General features: G+C 64.2%; 21 protein-coding genes and 1 pseudogene. 5 read left to right on the top strand and 17 right to left on the bottom strand.

Translation table 11 applies throughout. From position 1 onward, the window contains the following. Together IVA82_RS37260 and IVA82_RS37255 are read right to left on the bottom strand one after the other, a co-directional pair. Positions 1-204: pseudogene (locus tag IVA82_RS37260) on the bottom strand (hypothetical protein); the annotation flags it as partial. Positions 205-300: 96 nt separating this feature from the next. Beyond that, complete coding sequence (locus IVA82_RS37255) at positions 301-2,622, bottom strand: molybdopterin guanine dinucleotide-containing S/N-oxide reductase (RefSeq protein WP_247388358.1); 2,322 nt, start codon at positions 2,620-2,622, stop codon at positions 301-303. A gap of 306 nt (positions 2,623-2,928) precedes the next feature. Between IVA82_RS37255 and IVA82_RS37250 the strand changes: the two genes are divergently transcribed. The 4 genes from IVA82_RS37250 to IVA82_RS37235 all read left to right on the top strand — a co-directional run bounded on the left by IVA82_RS37250 (position 2,929) and on the right by IVA82_RS37235 (position 6,093). Then, a complete protein-coding gene (locus IVA82_RS37250) occupies positions 2,929-3,339 on the top strand; it encodes a hypothetical protein (protein WP_247388357.1) in 411 nt (136 codons plus the stop codon). A gap of 198 nt (positions 3,340-3,537) precedes the next feature. Then, positions 3,538-4,512: an ABC transporter substrate-binding protein gene (locus IVA82_RS37245; protein ID WP_247388356.1), complete on the top strand. Its 975-nt coding sequence runs from the start codon at positions 3,538-3,540 to the stop codon at positions 4,510-4,512. A gap of 7 nt (positions 4,513-4,519) precedes the next feature. After that, on the top strand, positions 4,520-5,341 hold the full coding sequence (locus IVA82_RS37240; RefSeq protein ID WP_247388355.1) for an ATP-binding cassette domain-containing protein: 822 nt from the start codon (positions 4,520-4,522) through the stop codon (positions 5,339-5,341). Continuing rightward, a complete protein-coding gene (locus IVA82_RS37235; protein WP_247388354.1) occupies positions 5,338-6,093 on the top strand; it encodes an ABC transporter permease in 756 nt (251 codons plus the stop codon). Before IVA82_RS37240 ends, IVA82_RS37235 begins: the two co-directional genes overlap by 4 nt. Here the strand turns inward: IVA82_RS37235 and IVA82_RS37230 are convergent. The 13 genes from IVA82_RS37230 to IVA82_RS37175 all read right to left on the bottom strand — a co-directional run bounded on the left by IVA82_RS37230 (position 6,030) and on the right by IVA82_RS37175 (position 16,761). After that, a complete protein-coding gene (locus IVA82_RS37230) occupies positions 6,030-7,484 on the bottom strand; it encodes an amidase (protein WP_247388353.1) in 1,455 nt (484 codons plus the stop codon). The two genes, IVA82_RS37235 and IVA82_RS37230, sit on opposite strands and share 64 nt — an antisense overlap. Before the next feature lie 4 nt (positions 7,485-7,488). Then, complete coding sequence (locus IVA82_RS37225; protein ID WP_247388352.1) at positions 7,489-8,010, bottom strand: hypothetical protein; 522 nt, start codon at positions 8,008-8,010, stop codon at positions 7,489-7,491. A 12-nt stretch (positions 8,011-8,022) separates the two neighbouring features. After that, positions 8,023-9,231, bottom strand: coding sequence for an NAD(P)/FAD-dependent oxidoreductase (locus IVA82_RS37220; protein WP_247388351.1), 1,209 nt, complete (start codon positions 9,229-9,231; stop codon positions 8,023-8,025). Continuing rightward, the gene (locus IVA82_RS37215) at positions 9,231-10,346 is read right to left on the bottom strand and encodes a ring-opening amidohydrolase (RefSeq protein ID WP_247388350.1); all 1,116 of its coding nucleotides are present in this window, start codon (positions 10,344-10,346) and stop codon (positions 9,231-9,233) included. Before IVA82_RS37215 ends, IVA82_RS37220 begins: the two co-directional genes overlap by 1 nt. Further along, on the bottom strand, positions 10,343-12,688 hold the full coding sequence (locus tag IVA82_RS37210) for a xanthine dehydrogenase family protein molybdopterin-binding subunit (RefSeq protein ID WP_247388349.1): 2,346 nt from the start codon (positions 12,686-12,688) through the stop codon (positions 10,343-10,345). Before IVA82_RS37210 ends, IVA82_RS37215 begins: the two co-directional genes overlap by 4 nt. Then, positions 12,685-13,173, bottom strand: a complete 489-nt coding sequence (locus IVA82_RS37205; RefSeq protein WP_247388348.1) for a (2Fe-2S)-binding protein — start codon at positions 13,171-13,173, stop codon at positions 12,685-12,687. Before IVA82_RS37205 ends, IVA82_RS37210 begins: the two co-directional genes overlap by 4 nt. Next, positions 13,163-14,041 carry a xanthine dehydrogenase family protein subunit M gene (locus IVA82_RS37200; RefSeq protein WP_247388347.1) on the bottom strand — a complete coding sequence of 293 codons (879 nt, stop codon included), beginning with the start codon at positions 14,039-14,041 and terminating at the stop codon, positions 13,163-13,165. Before IVA82_RS37200 ends, IVA82_RS37205 begins: the two co-directional genes overlap by 11 nt. 73 nt (positions 14,042-14,114) lie before the next feature. Next, on the bottom strand, positions 14,115-14,246 hold the full coding sequence (locus IVA82_RS48670; RefSeq protein WP_256469780.1) for a hypothetical protein: 132 nt from the start codon (positions 14,244-14,246) through the stop codon (positions 14,115-14,117). Beyond that, positions 14,243-14,452 carry a hypothetical protein gene (locus IVA82_RS37195; RefSeq protein ID WP_247388346.1) on the bottom strand — a complete coding sequence of 70 codons (210 nt, stop codon included), beginning with the start codon at positions 14,450-14,452 and terminating at the stop codon, positions 14,243-14,245. Before IVA82_RS37195 ends, IVA82_RS48670 begins: the two co-directional genes overlap by 4 nt. A gap of 26 nt (positions 14,453-14,478) precedes the next feature. Beyond that, the gene (locus IVA82_RS37190) at positions 14,479-15,327 is read right to left on the bottom strand and encodes a cyclase family protein (protein ID WP_247388345.1); all 849 of its coding nucleotides are present in this window, start codon (positions 15,325-15,327) and stop codon (positions 14,479-14,481) included. Between the two features lie 41 nt (positions 15,328-15,368). Then, on the bottom strand, positions 15,369-15,953 hold the full coding sequence (locus IVA82_RS37185; protein WP_247388344.1) for an SRPBCC family protein: 585 nt from the start codon (positions 15,951-15,953) through the stop codon (positions 15,369-15,371). Positions 15,954-15,975: 22 nt separating this feature from the next. Continuing rightward, positions 15,976-16,380, bottom strand: coding sequence for a cupin domain-containing protein (locus tag IVA82_RS37180; RefSeq protein WP_247388343.1), 405 nt, complete (start codon positions 16,378-16,380; stop codon positions 15,976-15,978). A gap of 6 nt (positions 16,381-16,386) precedes the next feature. Next, complete coding sequence (locus tag IVA82_RS37175; RefSeq protein WP_247388342.1) at positions 16,387-16,761, bottom strand: hypothetical protein; 375 nt, start codon at positions 16,759-16,761, stop codon at positions 16,387-16,389. A 135-nt stretch (positions 16,762-16,896) separates the two neighbouring features. On the opposite strand from IVA82_RS37175, the gene IVA82_RS37170 reads away from it, so the two are divergent. Continuing rightward, positions 16,897-17,520 (top strand): cupin domain-containing protein, encoded by a 624-nt coding sequence (locus IVA82_RS37170; RefSeq protein WP_247388341.1) that lies wholly within the window; start codon positions 16,897-16,899, stop codon positions 17,518-17,520. A 4-nt stretch (positions 17,521-17,524) separates the two neighbouring features. Here the strand turns inward: IVA82_RS37170 and IVA82_RS37165 are convergent, their stop codons facing one another. Both IVA82_RS37165 and IVA82_RS37160 read right to left on the bottom strand, forming a co-directional pair. Beyond that, positions 17,525-19,804 (bottom strand): xanthine dehydrogenase family protein molybdopterin-binding subunit, encoded by a 2,280-nt coding sequence (locus IVA82_RS37165; protein WP_247388340.1) that lies wholly within the window; start codon positions 19,802-19,804, stop codon positions 17,525-17,527. After that, a complete protein-coding gene (locus tag IVA82_RS37160) occupies positions 19,801-20,289 on the bottom strand; it encodes a (2Fe-2S)-binding protein (RefSeq protein WP_247388339.1) in 489 nt (162 codons plus the stop codon). Before IVA82_RS37160 ends, IVA82_RS37165 begins: the two co-directional genes overlap by 4 nt. Positions 20,290-20,299 lie beyond the last annotated feature (10 nt).

Raw genomic sequence — 20,299 nt, 5'->3', positions numbered from 1 at the left:
GCCCTCCTGCGCGGCCTTCCCTCGAGCCCGCAAAAGCACGCCAGATAGCGCCGCCATGTCCCCGCCATCGATCCGGTAACGACGCATCTTCTCGGCGCCAGGCATCATTATCCCCAGCTGCCACTTCGCTTTGCTCAGTTCGAAAGCCAAGTAAATCGTGGCATACTCGCTTCCGGCGGGTGCGTCAGTGTGATCAGTACGCATCGTTGATCCTCCAGGGTGAGTTGGTGGTCACAAACTCAATTTACCCCTGACCACCTGCCACCCCATAGGATCTACGGCTACGTCCTGGACTGCCCCCTACACCGCATCAAACGCGCGTATCGGCGGCAGATTGCCAGTGAACTTCTCCACCTCCACCGTCGTCAGCTGCCCCGTGCATCCCTGTGCGAAGGATGAGGTGCCGACGTCGCGGGTGAGGACGTTCGGATTGCCGTGAACGCAAAGCGGCGCTTCGTCCTCGGGGTCCATCGGATCGTACCAGGCGCCGGTCGGCAGCTGGACGACGCCGGGCACGATGCCGTCGGTGACGTGGACGGCGGCGAGGCAGGCGCCGCGGTCGTTGAACAGGCGGATGATGTCGCCGTCGGCGATGCCGCGCGCGTTCGCATCGCGCGGGTTCATGCGTGCGACCTCGCGGCCGCGATGTTTTGCGGCGAGCGAATGTCCGCCGAAATCGAGCTGGCTATGCAGGCGCGTCACCGGCTGGTTGGCGACGAGGAAGCAGGGCGCCTCTGGCTTGGGCATATCGGTCTTGTCGAGCCAGACCGGATGGCCCGGACAGTCCGCATCGCCATGGCCTGCGATCTTCGCTGAGAAGATTTCGATGCGTCCGCTCGGCGTCGGCAGGGCATGCGCGACCGGATCCTCGCGGAAGCGGCGCAGCCTGCCGCCGTCATCGGGCTGTTGCGGCACGACCAGGCTGCCGCGCTGCCAGAACTCCTCGAAGCTCGGGGCCTCCAGGCCGCGCGCCTTGAGCGAGGCGCGGGTCGGCTCGTACAGATGCTCCAGCCACTGCCGTGACGTGCGCCCTTCGGTGAAAGGCTCGCGGGCGCCGAGACGGTCGGCGAGATCGGCGAAGATATCGTAGTCGTCGCGCGCCAGACCAAACGGCTCGGCGATGCGGTGCATGGCGACCATCAGGGGATCGTTGGTGGAATAGCCGATGTCCTCGCGCTCGAGCGTCATGGTCGCGGGCAAGACGATGTCGGCGTGGCGAGCCGTGGCGGTCCAGGCGAGCTCATGCACGACCAGGGTATCGACTTTCGCAAACGCCTTGCGCAGGCGGTTGATGTCCTGATGGTGATGGAAGGGATTGCCGCCGGCCCAGTAGACCAGCCGGATGTCTGGATAGGTGCGTGTCTCGCCATTGTAGCGATAGGTGGTTCCCGGATTGAGCAGCATGTCGGCGATGCGCGCCACCGGAATGAAATCAGCAACACCATTGCGGCCCTGCCCGAGCGTCGGCCCCGGCACGTCGTTGACGCGGCGGCCGTAGTAGCCGATGGCGCCGAGCGAATAGGCGTAGCCGCCGCCGGGCAGACCGATCTGGCCGAGCGCTGCCGCCAGCACCATGCCCATCCACACCGGCTGCTCGCCGTGTTCGGCGCGCTGCAGCGAATGGGAGACGGTGATGAGTGCGCGCTTTCCGGCAAGCCGGCGCGCGAGCTTGCGGATCGCACCCGCGTCGACGCCGCAGATCGCGGCGGCCCATTCGGCGTGCTTGGGTTGGCCATCGCTCTCGCCGGTGAGATAGCGCAGGAACACCGGCCAGCCCTCGGTGTAGCGATCGAGGAAGGCCTGATCATGCAGGTTTTCTGCCACCAGCGTGTGGACGATGCCGAGCATCAGCGCGGTGTCGGTGCCGGGCACGCAAGTCAGCCATTCGGCGCCGGCTTCCACGGGAAGATCGTCACGCAGCGGGCTGACCAGGACGAACTCGCAGCCGCGGCGGCGCGCCACATCCATGGCGCCGCGCTCGACATGCTTGCTGATCGAGCCGCCGGCCACCATGGAGTTCTTCAGCGCCATGCCGCCGAACGCCAGCACGATGCCGGTCTCGGATGCGATCTGCTCCCAGGTGACGTTGCGCTTGGTGATGTCCTCATAGCCCGCCAGGATCTGCGGCAGCAGCACCGAGGACGCGCCAGAGGAATAGGAATTGACCGAACGGACATAGCCGCCCATCGCAATATTTAGGAAGCGATGGACCTGGCTCTGGGCGTGATGGAGGCGGCCTGCGCTCGACCAGCCATAGGAACCGCCGAACACGGCACCGGGGCCGCGCGTGTCGCGGATGCGCGACAGCTCGTCTCCCAAGAGGTCGAGCGCCTTCTCCCAGCTGACGGAGACGAATTCATCGCGGCCGCGGCGATCGTCGGGACCGGGACCGTGCTCGAGCCAGCCGCGGCGGATCGCCGGCTGGCCGATGCGCGCCTGGTGGCGCAACGCGCCGGGAAAATTGTCGATGATGCCGTTCCGATCTGGACCCCCGGCATACGCCCTGACCTCCAGCCCGGCCTCACTGTTCCGCGCCGAAAACACGCCCCAATGCGAGGTGTGCGGCTTAAAACCGTCCGACAGGTCGAGGCCGGGGTCGGGGAAGCCAATCGTGTCGTCCATCGTCTCGTCCTCATTCCAACCCAAGGGGGAAGGCAGGAATGCCGTTCCCGTCGCAGTTCCGATGGCACTATACCGATCCAACCTGCCCATGTCCTCGGGATCAGGGTTGACGAAACCGACCGGGCGTGCCGAGCGAACGATTTCCATCAAGTCAGGGGCGCGGGTGAGCGAGGTATGCGCGCGAGCCGTCATCATATGAAGGGCTTGGAGATGGAGGCTTGTCCTAATCGTCCCGCCCGGCGACGAGGTAGGAACCAGCGGAACGCTTGCGACTTAGCGAGTTGGAGAGTTCGGAGCACGATCAAGATGGGCAATAGCGGCGTTGGCATGCTTCTCGGTGACACCTCGGCTACGATGGTGTGGATGTTGTTTCTTGGCGCCTTTGTGCTGGGAGGGGCGATCCTGTACGGCGTGATCAGGTCGGGCCATCTACGCCGAAGCGAGCGAGCTCAACTCGATCGGAATACGCAAGCGGCGCAGGATCTCGACGATCCGCAGCGGCGGACAGCTGCCGATCCGCAAGTTGCGCGGGGGAGCAGGGCTCCCGCGAACAGTGCCGTCGCCTGGTCGGCCGGCGCGGCGCTCGTGATTGCAGTTATTCTTGTGATTGCTGTCTACAACGGGCGCGACGTAGGTCAGCAAACCACGACGTCCTCCCCGAACAATGCTTCAAACGTGACTACGGGTTCGGCTGCGCCAGGCAGCCCCGGCAAATAAGCGGGTCCGGGCGTGTCAGCCAGTGCTCCTGGTAGAACGAACCCCTTCTTGCTTCCTGCACGCTTGTCGCTGCATCCGTGATGGGAAGACGCGAGGTCGTGCCGTCACCGGTCTCGCGCTTGATATCGTGCACAGTGCAGCCGGCGGAACGCGGCACGTTTCTTGCTCTTTCTAGCGGAACTTCGGGGGATTTTCCGCATGAAATTGGTCAGCAAAATCACAGCGATCGTCGTCCTGCTTGCAGGCCTTACGGCGCTATCCGCGCCGTCCCGGGCCCAGGACAAGGTGTCCGTCGGCGTATTTCCCGTCAGTTCGTCGCTCCCCTATTTCGTGGCGCTGGAGCGGGGCTTCTTCAAGGAGCAGAACATCGAGCCCGAGATGACCAAGCTGATGGGCGGACCGCCCAACGTCGCCGCCATGATGACCAACCAGATCGAAGTGTCCGCGGTGCTGGTGATGCTCGAAGGGCTCAATGCCGACGTCAAGAAACCGGGCGTCGCAATGTACATCAGCCTCAACAGTCAGACCAAGATCTGGAAGATGGAGCAGTTCGTCGTCCGCAACGGCTTTCCGGCGAACTCCATCGCCGAGCTGAAGGGCGCCAAGCTGATGTCGGCGCCGGGCCCGGCCAATCTCAATACTGCGAAAGCCATATTGGCCAGGAATGGCCTCAAGGAAGGTGACTATACCATCGATCAGCTCGATATGGGCCAGCACGTCAACGCGATGACGGCGGGTACCTTCGACGGCGGCTACACGCTGGAGCCCAATGCCTCGATGATGATCAAGGCCGGCATCGCGCGGTCGATCGAGGCCGGCGTGATCTCGAAATACATTCTCGGCAGTGAAACCGCGGATGCCTATGCCGCCGGCTGTGCGATGACCACCGATTTCATCCAGAAGCGGCCCGACGTGGCCAAGCGCTTTGCCGCAGCCTGGGCCAAGGCGATCGCGTTCATCAACGCCAATCCGGATGATGCCCGAAAACACCTCGCCAAGAATACGTTCACGCCCGACAACGTGGTCGACATGGTGTCGATGCTTGGTTACGTCATGGCCAGCGACCTCAGCGCGAAGCAGCTCGCGGATTTTCAGGCGTTTGCGGATTTCGGCACGTCGATCGGCGTGGTGCCCGAAAAGGTCGATGTCAGCAAAGTCCTGCAGAAGTTTTGAGGGGCGCGTGACAATCCTGGCCTCAAGCGTAGCGAGCGGGCCGGCCGGTGGCTTTGACGAGTCCCGCCGGACGGCGCCGCATGTCACCATCCGCGGCCTGAGCAAGCATTATCCCGACGCCGTCATCTACGACCGCTTCGACTTCGATATTCCCCGCGGCAAGCTGATTTCGGTGTTCGGACCCAACGGCTGTGGCAAGAGCACGCTGATCAACATGATCGCGGGCCTCGTCCCCGCCGATGCCGGCGAAGTGCTGTTCGACGGACGGCCGCTCAGCCGCGTCAAGTTCGGCTACGTGTTCCAGAACTATCGCGAGGCGCTGTTTCCCTGGCTACCGGCGTTCGACAACATTGCCTATCCGTTGAAGGTGATGGGCGTGCCAAGGGCGCAACGCCGGCAGCGGGTCGAACGCCTGGTCGCGCATCTCGGCGTCAAGATCGACCTCGCGCTGTACCCCTACCATCTGTCTGGCGGCCAGCAGCAGCTGGTGTCCATCATGCGCGCGCTCATCGTCGAGCCCGAGATCCTGTTCCTCGACGAGCCGTTCTCCGCGCTCGACTACGAGATGACCCTGTTCATGCGCGACCAGCTGCAGCGCGTGTTCATGGAAACGAAGACCACGACGCTGCTGGTCTCGCACGACCTCGAGGAAGCGGTCTATCTCTCGGACTACGTGCTGCTGCTGTCGCGCCACCCGGCGCGGGTGGTCGAATTCGTCCCCTACGACGCGCCGCGGCCGCGCACCGACAAGACCCTGTCGGAGCCGGGCTTCATCGCCACCAAGGCACATTGCCTGAAACTGTTTCAGCGTGAGGTGCACCGGGTATGAAGACATCAAATGCATTGCTGCCGCTGGTCGGTGTCGCCATCCTGCTGGCGGTCTGGAGCCTCACCACGGCCTTGAAGCTGGTCGACCCCGTGCTGCTGCCGTCGCCGCTCGCGACCTTCCGGACGCTCTGGGAGAGCATGCTCAGCGGCAAGCTCGGGATCGATTTCCTCAAGACGGTGATGCGGACCATCTCCTCGACCGCGATCGCCGCCGTGATCGCGATCCCGCTCGGGATTCTGCTCGGCTCTTCCGAGAAACTCTATCGCTCGGTGGAGTTCTTGATCGACTTCTTCCGCTCGACGCCGGCCTCCGCGATGTTCCCGCTGTTCCTGGTGCTGTTCGGGGTCGGCGACCGCACCAAGATTTCCGTCGCGGCCTTCGGCGCCGCGCTGGTGATCCTGTTCAACGTCGCCTATGGCGTGATGAACGCGCGCAAGACGCGGCTGCTGGCGGCCAAGGTGATGGGCGCGTCACGGATTCGAGTGCTCTTCGACGTGATGCTGTTGGAATCGCTGCCTCAAACGTTCGTCGGCCTGCGCAACGGCGTGTCGCTGGCGCTGGTCATCATCGTCGTTGCCGAGATGTTCATCGGGTCAACCGACGGCCTCGGCCAGCGCGTGTTCGAGGCGCAGCAGCTGTTCGATATGCCCGGCATGTACGCGGCGATTTTCGCCGCCGGCGCGCTTGGCTATTCGCTGAACCTGCTATTCTTGCTGATCGAGCGCCGCTTCGTGCACTGGGCAGGGCGATAAGTTCGATCATCCCAACGCGGCGGGCAGCGATGAACGAACAGGCGGCCTTCGTATTCGCGCGCGAATGCCAGCAATGGCCAATCGCGATCTTTTCCGGCGATCATCTGCAGCCCGACTGGAAGCGAAGCGTCCTCGACCACACAGGGCAGTGAAATCGCCGGCAATCCAAGCGCATTCGCAACCGGCGTGAACACGGCGTGGCCGCGCGGGCCGACAGGCTGGCCATCGATCGTGGTGGGATGTGATTGCGCCGCCGGCCACGGCATCGCCGCCGCGCTGGGCGTGATCAGGAAATCGTAACGCTCGAACAGGGTTTCGAAGACGCGCCTTATCGAAGCGATCGTATCCAGCGCGTTGAGATAATCCCTGGCGCTGTATTTCTGTCCGGCCACAGCCATGTCCGCGATCGCGGGCGCGACCCTGTTCTCCCAATCCCGATGCTGCGAGAGCAGCCAGGCAACGCCGGTCTGGCTGATGACCGGCCACACCTGTCCAAGCGGCTCGGCCAGATCGAACGGCGAGATCAATTCGACATCGAGGCCGAACGACCGCATCCCGGCCACGGTCCGATCGACCGTATCGCGAATGATGGGATCGACCGCCGCACCGCCAAAGCTCGGCGCGTAGGCGATGCGCGGGCTGCCTGCGACGGATTCGCCGAGCAGCCGCTGCCAGGCCGGACCGGCGACGACTTCCATGCCGCTGACGATATCGTCGACACAGCGTGCGATCGGTCCGATCACCTCAAAATCGTGCAGGATCGCGGGAAAGCCCCTGCCCCGCCGGACCATATCGCGCGACGGTTTGAACCCGAACAGCCCGGTATGGGCGGCGGGGCGCCGGATTGAACCGCCGCCATCGGTGCCGAACGCCAATGCGCCCATGCCGGACGCAACGGCCGCGACCGCGCCGCCGCTCGATCCGCCCGGCGTCAGCGCCGGATCCCAGGGGTTGCCGGTGGTGCCGAACACCGCATTGTGGGTAAAACCGTGGACCGTGAACTCCGGTACATTGGTCTTGCCTAGAATGACCGCGCCGGCTTCACGCAGCCGCCGCACCGGCAGCTCATCTTCGTCGGGCACGAAGTTCTCGTAGAGGCGGCTACCCCAGGTGGCGCGCAGCCCGGCGACCAGAATGTTGTCCTTGATCGTGACGGGGACGCCATCGAGCCTGCCCAGGGGACGTTTGTCCTTCCATCGCCGCGCGCTCGCGTCGGCTGCGCTGACGGCGCCGGCTTCGTCCAGGGTGACGATGGCGTTGAGCTTCGGATTGATATCGCGAACGCGCGCCAGCGTCGCGTCGATGACGCGGCGCGGCGAGAGGCCGTTCACATAGGCTGCAGAAAGCTGCCCCACGTTGAGCGACCAGAGCGGGCGATCTTGGTGTTCCATCGCGTCAGCCCAGCTTGGGATACCTCGCCTTGTCGAAGAAGCTCGAACCCGCGACGTACTTGCGCTCGTGCGACATGTCGGGCAGCTCACCACCCTCACCGCCGCACTCAAACGTCAATTCGAGCTGAACGCCGCTGGGATCGTAGACGAACAACTGCCAGAGTGAAGTGCCCGGCACGATGAATTCGCGCCAATCGAGCCCAGCCGCCTTGAAGCGCGACACAAAGGAGCGATAGCCGGAGCACGACAGCGAGACGTGATCGATTGCCGCGGTGCCCGCCGGCGCCTTGCCTTCCGGTCCCAACGCAGGACCCCCGGCATAGACGTGCAGGATGGCGAGGCCCCCAGGCTGGGTACAGCCGAGCCATGCGCCGGGATAGCCGAAATCGGGCCGGGGGAATTCACGCAGGCCGATGATGTCGACATAGAATTTGCGCGTTGCCGCCAAATTCTCGGTCTTGACAGCGATGTGATAGAGCCCGTGAACCGTGGCAAGCGGCAGCTGCGTTTCGGTAGCGGCGGTCATGGTTTCATCTCCTCAGATCCTGCTTCCATCCAATGGCAATCCAACATCGCGATAGAGCGCCTTCAGGCTATTCTGGAACGCCGCCCCGTTCTTGTGCCGTGTCCCCTCGACCGGATCGGTGCCTTCAAGCATGGTGTCGGTCGCCTCGAGCGAAAACGCCATCGCGAAGCGCATGCGTTCCTGGCGCAGCGCCTCGATGTCGGCGAGCCAGCCCGCAACGTCGGCCTTGCCGTCCTGATGGCGGCGCGTGATCAGCGCTGCCGCATTCGCGGCATCTTCGAGCGCCTGCGTGGCGCCCTGCCCCAGGGTCGGCACCATGCCGTGGGCGGCGTCGCCGAGATAGAGCACGTTGCAGCCGTCGGCGCGGTAGAGCAGCGTGTGTTCCTGCATCCGCGCCCAATGCGTATCCGCGACGTTCTCACAGACGGTATCGATCAGCCACCGCGCCTGGGGGCTGGGCTCGGCGTTGCGCGGTGCATAGGCCGTGCGCAAGGCTTCCTGCGTTTTCAGATTGTCCGCGATCGGAGCCTCGGGATGAATCGGAAACGTGCCGGCGACATAGATATGGCCGGGCGGTACCTTGAACGACAGCAAGCGGTTCGGACCGTTGAACCATTGCGCGTAGTCGTCGATCAGCCCACCCGCCGTATCGGCGACCAGCAGGCGGAAGATCGCGACACCGGTCTGGCGCACCTCCGGTTCGCCCGAGATCGCGCGCCGCACCGCCGAATAGCGCCCATCGGCGGCAATCAGGAGATCGATATCATCAAGCCGCCGCGTCTTCCCGTTTTGAATCCATGCAATCGAGGTCTTGCGGGGATCGGCGGCGTCGCGGCCGATCTCGGCGATCTCGCAGCCGTAGGAAACGCGATCCCCCGCGGCCGCGCGCAGCACGCGGTAGAGCTCCGACCAGCGGATTCGCCAGCCGGGCCCGTCGGCAACATCAGCCAGCGGCAGATCGAATAGCACGGTGCCGTCGGTGAGCGAGATCCGCCAATTGTGCCAGAGATAGCTCGAGGCGGTAATGAGATCGGCAAGCTCCGGATCGATCGCCTTCACCGCCTTGACCGCGTTCGGCCCGACATTGAGCCCGGTGCCGGCCTCGGAATGGTCGTCACGCGCGACCCGCTCCAGGCAGATCACCTCGACGCCATCCAATCGCGACAGTCGCCGCGCCATCAAGCATCCGGCGACACCTGCACCGACGATGACGATCCGCATCAGGCACTCCCCTCTCGCGAAACGATCACTGCAACCAGCCCGCCGCCGTCCGGACCTTGATGCTCGGCGCCACCGGACACAAAGATCCGGCCGTCGCCGATCACGCCGGCGACCATGCCCGCGACCGCGCCACGAACATGGCGCTGGGCGTTGATATCGGTGTCATCGAGCATGGTGTGCCGGTTCCCGCGAATTTTTCCGCGTCGATCCGGCTCGCATTTGACCAGCACGGTCGCGATTCTCATGGCGTCAGCCGCCGAAACCTGCGGCCGGGCATCGATGTCGAGATCGGCCAGCACGTCGACGACGGCGCCGATATCGAGCGCGTCGGCCATCGGGCGATGCGCGATGCGGAGCGGACCGGCCCAGCGCGCGCTGTTGCCGAGCACGACCACCTCATTGCTCTCGACCTCGACGCCCGAAGAGATGCTGGCGCGCGGCGACTGGATCGAAAAATCCGACAGCAACGAAGCGTCCTCGAACGCGGAAGGCGCGAGCTCGCCAAGCGCCACCGCCACCCCGAACGCTCCTGCCGCACGCGCAAACGCCATCGACTTGTTTGAATCGCTTGTCAGCGGCGTCTTCCCGGCGGCGATCGCCGCCGCGGCGCGCGCCACCGTGACGCAGGGACATTTGACCTGCACGAAATGCACGTCGCCCAGATGTTCGATTCCCGCAGCGGCGATCGCGGTGCGAACCGCGTCGGCAACACTTTCGATATGAGCACGCCGGCCGACATCTTCCGCAGCAACCGGCGCGCTGAATGCCGTGCCGATCGCGAGCGAGGCTCCCACGCCCCGGCCTGGCCCGCTCTCGCCCGCGCAGAAGACGCTGTAATGCGGACTCATGACACCTTCCGTACCGCCCGACAGCACGCAGGGAATTTCGCGGATCAATTGCTCGGCCGGTTTGTCTAGATGCTTTGCCAGCAGCGCCATCAGGGTCTGTGTGAAGTAGCCGCGGGTGAAATCATTGACGCCGCCATTGCCCTCGGTCTTGCCGATGATGGCGACGATTTCTGCCGCGCGAACCGTCCCGCTCGCGATCAGCCGATCGAGCTCGGAGAGATCCCCCGGATGCGCCATCGACAATCGGAATATCTGCGCCGTCTTCACGTGTTCCTCGCCTTGCGCGTCAGTTCAAACAGCCGGCTCGGGCTCAGCGGAATCTCCAGCAACTCGATCTCCTGCCGCTTCAAATCCAGGGCATCCTCGATCGCCTGCGCGAACAGCGGCCCGACCGGAATTGCTCCAGCTTCGCCGGCTCCCTTCATCCCCAATGGATTGAGCGGCGACGGCGTCACGGTATGATCGAGCTCCATGCGCGGCACCTCCAGCGCCGTCGGCAGCAGATAATCCGCCAGCGACGCATTGAGCAGCTGGCCCTGCTCGTCGAACGACAGCTTTTCGTAGAACGCGTTGCCTATGCCCTGCGCGACCCCACCATGGATCTGACCGGCGAGGATCATCGGATTGATGACGGTGCCGCAATCGTGAACCACGACATATTTGAGAACCTCGATATCGAATGTTTGCGGGTCGACTTCGATGATGGCGGCATGGACGCCGTTCGAGGTCGCGCCCATTGACGGTCCGAAATATTGCGTCGATTCCAGCCCCGGCTCGGTCCCCGGCGCCACCGCGCCGCGCATCGGATTGGCGCGCCGGGCCAGATCCCCGAGCCGGATGAATTTGCCGGGGATGCCGGTGATCGCGACCTTGCCGTCGGCAAGCACCAGATCCTTCTCCGAACATTCGAAGGCGTCGCTGGCGAGCTTGAGCGCCTTCTTCCGCACCGCGCGCGATGCCTCGCTCACCGCCGTGCCGGCGACGACGGCGCCACGGCTCGCAAACGTGCCCGCGCCCCAATAGAACTGGTCGGTATCGCCGGTGACGATATCGACATCGGTCACGTCGACACCGAGCTCGTCGGCGACGATCTGCGCAAAGCTGGTGAAATGGCCCTGGCCCTGGGTACCGATGCCGGTCGCGACATTGACCTTGCCGTTGGACTGGATCTGGACCTTGGCGCCCTCGTAGGGCCCGATGCCGGTACCTTCGACATAGCAGGCGACGGCGATGCCGACGCAGCGCCCCTCGGACCGCAGTCTCGGCTGCTCGTTGCGAATGAAGCCATCGTAGCCGATCAGTTCCAGCGCCTTGTCGAGCACCGGCTCGTAGTTGCCGCTGTCATATTCAAGCGGCTGAAAGTCCTGATAGATGATCTCGTTCTTGTAAGGAAACGCATCCGGCGGAATCAGATTGCGGCGGCGGATTTCCGCGGGATCGATCTTCAACTCGTGCGCGGCCAGATCGAGAAACCGCTCCATCACGAACACGCCGTGCTGCCGTCCGGCGCCGCGATAGGGTGTCACGATCGGCAGATTGGTGAACACGGCGGTGAAGGTGCTGTCATAGTCCGGCACCACGTAGGGGCCAAGCAAGGTGCACTGGCTGTTGATCGGGACCGTCAGCCCATAAGGGGCGTACGCGCCGGCGTCATGTAAGAACACATCCTTGATACCGAGAATGCGGCCGTCCGCGGCGAGCGCGATCTCCGCGTCATGAATCTGCCCGCGCTCGTGCGTGGTGCTGAAGAAGTGTTCCAGCCGATCCTCGATCCACTTCACCGGCCGGTTCAGCTGCATTGAGATCCACGGCAGCATGACCTCTTCCGGGTAGAACATCATGATCTTCGGCCCAAAGCCGCCGCCGATGAAGGGGGCGATCACGCGGACCTGGCGCTCGCTGAGGCCGAGGATGGCGGCAAGGCCGTTGCGCACGAACACCGGCGCCTGGGTGGTGTCCCAGATCGTCATTTGGGCGCCGCGTGCATCCCATTGCGCCACGACACCGCGGGTCTCGATCGGCGAGGAGATGCCGTGCTCATAGAGAAACCTGCGTTTGAGGATCAGATGCGCGTTCGCCGCCGCGCGGCGGTAATCGCCCTTGGTCTGGCGCACATGCGCCGAAATGTTGGAGCCGAGATCATCGTGGACATGCGTCGCCGTGTTCAGCGCGCCTTCGCAATCGACCACCGCCGGCAGGATTTCGAGATCGACGACGAGGTCGTCGAGCGCGTCCTCGGCAATGTAACGGCTATCGGCCACGACAACCGCAAGCGGCTCGCCGACATGGCGAACCTTGTCCTTGGCCAGCGGCACCTGCGTCCGCTCGTTGAAGATGCTTTCCGGAATCGGTGGTGGCGGCACCAGCAACGGGCCGGCCCGCCAGTACGCGCCGAGATCATTGGCGGTGTAGACCGCCGTGACGCCGGGCCGTTGCAGCGCTCGGGAGACGTCGATCCCCTTGATGCGAGCATGCGCGACCTGGCTGCGCAGGAACGCCGCGTGCTGCATACCGGGCAGTTCGACATCGTCGATGAACAGCGCTTGTCCCGTGAGGAGCTTTCGGTCCTCATTGCGTTTGACCGGCGCACCGAAGAAGCGGGTGGTCATGGCGCAGCGCGCAGCGTCTGGGCGGCCGCCAGCATCGCATCGACGACGTTCTGGTAGCCGGTGCAGCGGCACAGATTGCCCGACAGCGCCTCGCGCACCTCATGTTCCGAAGGCTGCGGGTTATGTTTCAGGTAAGCCGTCATCGTCATCAAAATGCCCGGCGTGCAATAGCCGCACTGCAAACCGTGATGGTCGTGCATGGCCTGCTGGATCGGATGCAGTTCACCGTCGCTGCCGGCCAGTCCCTCCACGGTCGAGAGTTCATGGCCATTGGCCTGGACCGCCAGCATCAGGCACGAGCGGATCGGCGCGCCATCGAACAGGATGGTGCAGGCGCCGCACACGCCATGCTCGCAGCCGACATGGGTGCCGGCGAGTCCCAGATCGTGACGCAGAAAATCGCTAAGCAGGATTCGCGATTCGACCGCACGGCGACAGGTCGTACCGTTGACGGAAAGCTCGATGTCGTGTCGCTCAGGCTGCATAGCCTGCCCGTGAAAACGCCGCGCTGATCGCGCGCTGGGCAAGGACACCGGCGATATGGCGCTGATAGTCGGGGCTGGCGTGCATATTGCCCGGCGGATCGATCATGCCCTGAACTTCCGCCGCGACAGTCTCGATCGCTTCACCGGCGCAGGCCTGCCCGACCAGTGACGCAGCGGCGGCACTGGCATCGACGGCCTTTTCGCCGACACCGCACAGCACGAGCCGCAGTTGCGAACAACGTCCCCGTGCGTCGGTGGTTACGACGGCGGCAACACCTGCGAGCGCAAAGTCGCCGCGTCGCCGCGCCACCTCGATGAAGCAGGCCCCCGTCCGCGCCGCCGGCGCCGGAAAGGCGATCTCCACCAGCATTTCATCGCTCTGGATGTCGGTCGTCAGCAGGCCCTGGAAGAACTCGGATGCAGCGACTTCGCGCTCGCCCTTGGCCGACCTGATCCGCATGCGTGCCTGCATCGCCACGGCGATCGCAGGCAGTTCGGAGGCAGGATCGGCGTGGGCCAGATTGCCGCCGATCGTTCCGCGATTGCGAATCTGCGGATGGGCGATGTGAGGAAGCGCGTCGGCGAACAGAGGACAGTCCGTCAGAAACCTGCGGTCGCGTTCGAGCGAATGATAGCGCGTCAGTGCGCCAATCCGGATCTCCGCGCTTTCCGAACGTTCGACACCCGCGAACGCGCCGAGACCATTGATGTCGATCAATACCGAAGGCCGCGCCAATCGAAAATTCATCGCCGGGATCAGGCTCTGCCCGCCGGCGAGAAAGCGCGCTTCGTCGCCATGTTCGGCTTTCAGGGCAAGCGCGTGGTCAACAGACGAAGCTGCGATATATTTGAATGGAGCAGGCTTCATCGATCTCGCTCGGAAACCGCGCCGATATCGTCCTGGCGCGTGCAACGCCGGAAAGTATCGGTTGTCAAACCGTTCAAGTCAAAACCTGACGATCGGAAACGACGCCGGAGTTGCATCGAAACCCGGCGATTGCTTGCTCATTCTGCTCTCGACCTGCATAAACATCGTGCAGCGCCGATACAGGATCGGCCAGCGGCGGTGTCATCCGCGCCGCTCCTCGGAGGTGAGCGCGGCCAGGAATGTCTCGAGCGCCTGCTTTCCAGCCTCCTCGGCGGCCCTCTGCGACAAGTAGCCGTCGCCATTCAACCTGACGCCCATCGGCACGCTTCGGCGTCGAATCTCCCATCGCCACGACGAGCGAGAATCGTTACTGATCGTCACGACATGATAATCTCGCCAGAACAGGATCATGACGTCATCAGCCAAAGCCGCTCGCATCAGCGCCGCTGAAAGATAGCTTTGGCGACATCGCCGACCGCCTCGACATTTTCGTCCATGCCGTCGAAGCAGACGATGCGGCACGGACAGGCTTCAAGGCCCTCGTAGCGCCACGGAAACGCGCCGATGACCGCCCGCTTGTTCAGCATCTTCTCGATATCACCGCCGACATTCTCGGCGTGGATCAATCCCTCCTGGAACGCATAGGAGTGGAACGGGAACATGTCCTCAGTCACTTCCCGGCCCGATTTCTTGTGCACGTAGCTGTACCCGCCGAAGAACTCGTCGCAGCCCATGCCTATCTTGGCTTCGAAGCGCTTGGTCAGATCCGGGCGCATCAGACGGATCGAGGTGTTCATGGCGTGATCGCCGGAGCCGCAATCAACTCCGAACCACTTGATCTTCTTCCTCAGCATCCATTCCAACAGCTCGATCTTTCCACCCGGATGCATGCAGAAATAGCGCACCAGGTCCTGCTGCTCTTGCCCCTCCCAATAACGGTGCCAGCCGGTATGCAGGATCAGGATGTCGCCGTCCCTGACCTCGACCGGCGCCGCCTCGATCATTTCTGGCGTGATCACCGCCCAGTCGTCCATGTGGGCGGAGACGTCGACCACCGCACCGGGGCCGACCAGGAAGTCCAGCGGATAGGACGCCATGTCGCCCATGCCGTCGGTGCCGTGCATCGCGCCGTCGATGTGGGTGCCGACATGAAGCGCCATGTCGATGCGCTGCGCGACGATCATCTTGGTCTGCAGGTTTTGCGCATAGTACATCTTGTTGCCGGCGTATCCGACCCAGCCGGGCGTGTGCACATTCATCAGGTGGGTCATGTCGACGATCTTCATCTTGAATTCCTTCCGTCAGATTCGAATGGCGGCACGACCACTCACGCGGTCCGGCGAAACAAGGATTTGAAGAGCCCGCGCAGCGCCGGCAGCAGCAGCGCAATAGCGCTGATTGGCCCGGCGGCCGGCGGCGTGGATAGACCCGCCGCCAGATTCGGCTCGCTTGCCTGCGCCGTCCCGCGCGCGCCGATCGCGGCCTCGGCATTGGTGACGAAGCCGGCGACCATCGCATTGGCGATCTCGGTGATGAGCCCGGTGCGGCCAAACTGCGCGATCGTGCCGGACAGCTGCACGTCGGAATCGACGACGATCGCGGTGCCGACGCCGCTTTCCTGCAGCGCGCAGGCCATCGTCATCCTGCCGCGGCTTGCGCCCTTGCGGTCGACGCCCTTGCCTTCGAGCGCGACCGATTTTGCCGCCTCGTCATAGCGAACATCGGCCTCACCCTCGAAACTCGCCTGGAACGGACCGACTTTGGCCGAGACCTTGCCGGCATGCCGGCCGTCGTCTTTGGCACCGATATATTCGGCGCCCGGCATGCACGCGGCGACGCGCGGAACGTCTCGAAAAAAGCTCCAGACCTCGTCGATCGGCCGCGCAATGACGAATTCCTGGTGCAGCTTCATGGCTTTGTTCGTGGCTCCGCCATCATTTGGCCTGCGGCGGCTTGGCATCCGCCGGCAGCGCGCCGGCCGCTCTCAGAAGCGGAACGTCGGCCGGGGCTGGCCCGCCGACGCTGACGGTATTGGTGCCGCGATCGGCCTTGACCGCATGCTTGATGCCGACGGGGACATGAACGACGCATCCCGCGTGGAACGGCAGCGCGATGTCGTTGGTGTAGTCGTAGACGGTCCCCTCGCCTTCGAGGATGAAGATCGTATCCTCCGACAGCGTGTGAATGTGGGGAACGTTGCCCTCGCCAGCCTCGAGGAGGACGTAGTTGAGGTTCGCCTCCCAGGCGCCGACGCCGGGCCAGATCACGAAGCGGGCGTCCTTCGATATCAGCGGCAGCCGGAGGGTGGGATGGTCACGGTGGAAAAGACGAATCGCCATGGCGCGTCAGCCTTCGCCCGAGGTCATGTTGGCGTAAAGGCTCAGATCCGGTGGACAGGGTCCGCCAAGCACCTTGATGCCGACCGGGCCGGCTTCGATCCGATAGGGGTCGCCGGCATCGATGTGGACCATGTGCCCCTCGGTGAGATCGATGCGCGACCCCGCCGCCGCATCGACAATGGCCCCGGCGCCCTCGATCACATAGTAGACGCAGTTCGACGCGTGGCGCAGGCCGATGGTACGGGCATTTTTCTTCAGCGTAACAAGCTGGAAACTGCGAAACGCGGCACCATTGTGCGGTGACAACACAACCTTCGCGTTGCCCTCGCCCTCAACGATCGGTATTTCTGGACATCCAGCCGCGCTGTCGATGACGCGCACACGGGAAGGCGGGGGATTGGCCATCACTGCCTTATTTTGAATACAGATCAATTATTTTGAATATATCCAAAATTAAGGGTTGCGCAACGCCGTCATGCGCACGACAAGATCGAACTGACGCCGGGAGCGTGAGGCATGAGTGAATCCGAGACCGAATTGAACGTCGACAGTGCTGCCGCCGCGTCGGGTGAACTCGCCGAAACCACTGCCAATACCCTGGCCGCGATCGGAGTCCGGATCCGCGAGCTGCGGCAAATGCGCGGTCTGACGCTGCAGGAACTCGCCGACGTCTCCGGTGTCTCCACCTCGATGCTGAGCCTGGTCGAACGCGGTCGCGCTTCGCCGTCGATCGGCTCGCTGATCGTGATCGCGAGCGCGCTCGGGGTTGCGATGTCGGACCTGCTCGTCAATGGCACCGAAGGCGAGGAGAAAATCGTGGTGCGCGCCTCGGAGGCGCGCACGGTCGAGACCGCGCAGCACGTCGTGCGCCGACTGATGCGCGAAGACCGTTCCCGCGGCGTCTCGGTCGCCGTCAACGAATACGCCCCGCACACCGGCAGCACCGAACATCCGATCACCCACGACGGCTTCGAATATGGCTTTGTGCTGCAGGGCGAACTGACCGTCGAGGTCGATGGCACCAAGCACGTGCTGCGCCAGGGCGATCTCATCGCCTACAGCTCCCGCCGCAAGCACAAGATCTGGAACCACGGCAAGACCAAGGTCCGCACGCTGTGGTTCAACCTCGACCGCGAATGAGACATCATGATTGCGGCCCTCGCAGGATCCGGTGCAATCGGGCGGGCGTGATCGGAAGCTGCGTCACGGCCCCGGGCCTTTGAAGCGCAGCGTCGATCGCAGCGGCCAGCGCGGCCCCAACGGCATTGATGCCGGCCTCACCGGCTCCCTTGACGCCCAAGGGATTCAGTGGTGAGGGCGCATCCTCGCGCAGCAAAACCTCGATCGCCGGCACGTCATGGCAGGTCGGCATCAGATAATCGGCAAAACTCGCCGCCAGCGGTTGGCCGTTCTCATCATAAACGAACTCCTCGAGCAGCGCGCCGCCGATGCCCTGCGCCGCCGCCCCGACGATCTGCCCCTCGATCAGCATCGGATTGATGGCGCGCCCGACGTCATAGCCGACCAGATAGCGCTCGATTATGATGGCGCAGGTCGACGGGTCGACCTTCACCTGCGCCGCATGGACGCCGTAAGGATAGGTCATATGGCCCGCAACGAAACGTCCCTCGCCGGTGAGGCCGCCGGCATTCTCGAGATGCAAGGCGACGTCGGCAAGCCGCAGCGAAGCGCCGCCGCCGGCCGTCTCGATCATGCCGCCCGACAGTCGCAGAGCATCGGGTGTTGTCTGCAGCAGTTTGGCCGCGGTCTCGAGCGCGCGGTCGCGCAGGGCTTCGGACGCGATCTTGATGGCTGAACCTGCCATCACCGTCACCCGAGAGGCGAAGGCGCCGAATCCGATCTCGATCCGGTCGGTCTGGCCATGGATCACGCTGATCCGTTCGATCGGAATTCCAATCGTCTCCGCGCAAATCTGCGCCAGCACGGTTTCGACGCCCTGACCGACGGAGGCGACGCCGGTCACGATCTCGACCGTACCCCGGCCATCGACCTTGATCCGGACCAGGTCCTGCGGACCGAGGCCGCTCTTTTCGACGAAACAGGCAATGCCCAACCCGACATGCTCGCCGCGATCGCGGCGCGCGGCGAGTTCGGCCTGCAGCCGATCGTAGCTAAGACGATCAAGCACGCGCTCAAGCAGATCGCGGTACTTTCCGGAATCGTAGACGACGGCGGTGCCAAGGGTCTCGATGCCGCGATCGAACGGCATCGCCTCGGCGGCGATGAAGTTGACGCGACGCACCTCGACCGGCGATAGATCGAGTTCGGTCGCGATCCTGTCGACCAGCCGCTCGCGGGCAAAGGTGGATTCGTAACGGCCGGGCGCGCGGTAGGTGCCGGCCGGCGTCTTGTTGGTGAGCCGGATATGTCCTTCGACGCTGTACGCGGGAATGACGTAGGGGCCCGGCAACATTGCCGCCGACAGATCGGTCACCGTGGTGCCGTGGGTGCGCACATAGGCGCCCTGATCAGTGAAGACTTCCGCCTTGAGGCCGAGGATGAATCCTGTTCGATCGACGCCAGCGTGCAACCGATAGACCTGATCACGCGAATGGTTGGCCGCGAGCAGATGCTCCTTGCGGTCCTCGATCCATTTCACCGGCCGCCGCAGCCGCAGTGCCGCGGCGCAGAGCAGCACGTCCTCCGGATAGAGTTCGCCGCGGATGCCGAAGCCGCCGCCGACATGCCCCTCGCTGAGTTCGAGCCGTCCCGGCGCCAGACCCAGCATCCGGCTGATGGCGTCGCGGTTATAGTGCGGGACCTTGGCGGCCCCATAGAGCGTCAGCACATCCCTCTCTGCATCGTGGACGGCGAGCCCGCCACGGGTCTCCAGGGGAACGCCGGTATGACGGCCGACCTTGACCTCCAGCGCGACGATTTTGTGGGCGGCGGCGAAGGCCGCATCGAGGTCGCCATAGGCGCGGCGGATCACGGCCGGCTCGGACAACAAGCCGGGATGGATGTCTGGCATGAACGGCACCGGCTCGGCGGTGGCGTCGAGCTGCGGCGCAACTTCCTCGATATCGCAGAAGACGAGATCGGCCGCGTCTTCCGCAACATACGGATCGACGGCGAAGACCACCGCCACGGGATCGCCGACATAGCGCACATAATGGCGCGCCAGGACCCATTGCCGGTAGGGCGCAAGCCGCTCTAGGCCCATCTGGCGAAAGTCGATCGGCGGCAGTTCGGCGAGGTCGGCGGCAGTCCAGATCGTGACAACGCCTTCGAGTGCCGCCGCCTCTGCGGTCTCGAGACCGAGAATCCGTCCGAACGCGATCGGCGAACGCACCACGCGCATATGGAGCTGACCAGGCGCATTGCAGTCGGCGGCGAACGAGCCCTTGCCGAGCAGCAGCGGACGATCCTCGATGCGTCGGACCGAGCGGCCGATATAGCTCATGCGCGCGGTCTCGCCCGCAATTCGCGCGCGGCGATCCGCACCGCCTTGACGATGTTATGATAGCCGGTGCAACGGCAGAGGTTCGACGACACCGCGTCCCTGATCTCGTCGTCCGACATGTCCGGGTTCTGCTCCAGCACGCCGGCGGAGAGCATCAGAAAGCCGGGGGTGCAGAAGCCGCATTGCAGCCCGTGATTTTCCCAGAACGCCTGCTGCAGCGGATGCAGGGTGTCGCCGTTCGCGAGCCCCTCCACGGTGCGGATGGCCTTGCCCTCGGCCTGCACGCCGAACATCAGGCAGGAGCGGACCGGCTTGTCGTCGACCAGCACGGTGCAGGCCCCGCAGACGCCGTGCTCGCAGCCGATATGGGTCCCGGTCAGGCCGCAATCATCGCGCAGCACGTCGGCCAGCGTCCGGCGCGGCTCGATCGACACCGCATGGGATCTGCCGTTGACGGTGAGATCGATATTGAACTTGCTAGCCATGTTCGATCCC

Origin of the sequence: Bradyrhizobium sp. 142 (assembly GCF_023074015.1) — a bacterium.
In the GTDB taxonomy this organism is placed as follows: Bacteria; Pseudomonadota; Alphaproteobacteria; order Rhizobiales; family Xanthobacteraceae; genus Bradyrhizobium.
Note: the sequence above shows the minus strand (reverse complement) of the source record. Positions and strands in the feature narration are given on the sequence as shown.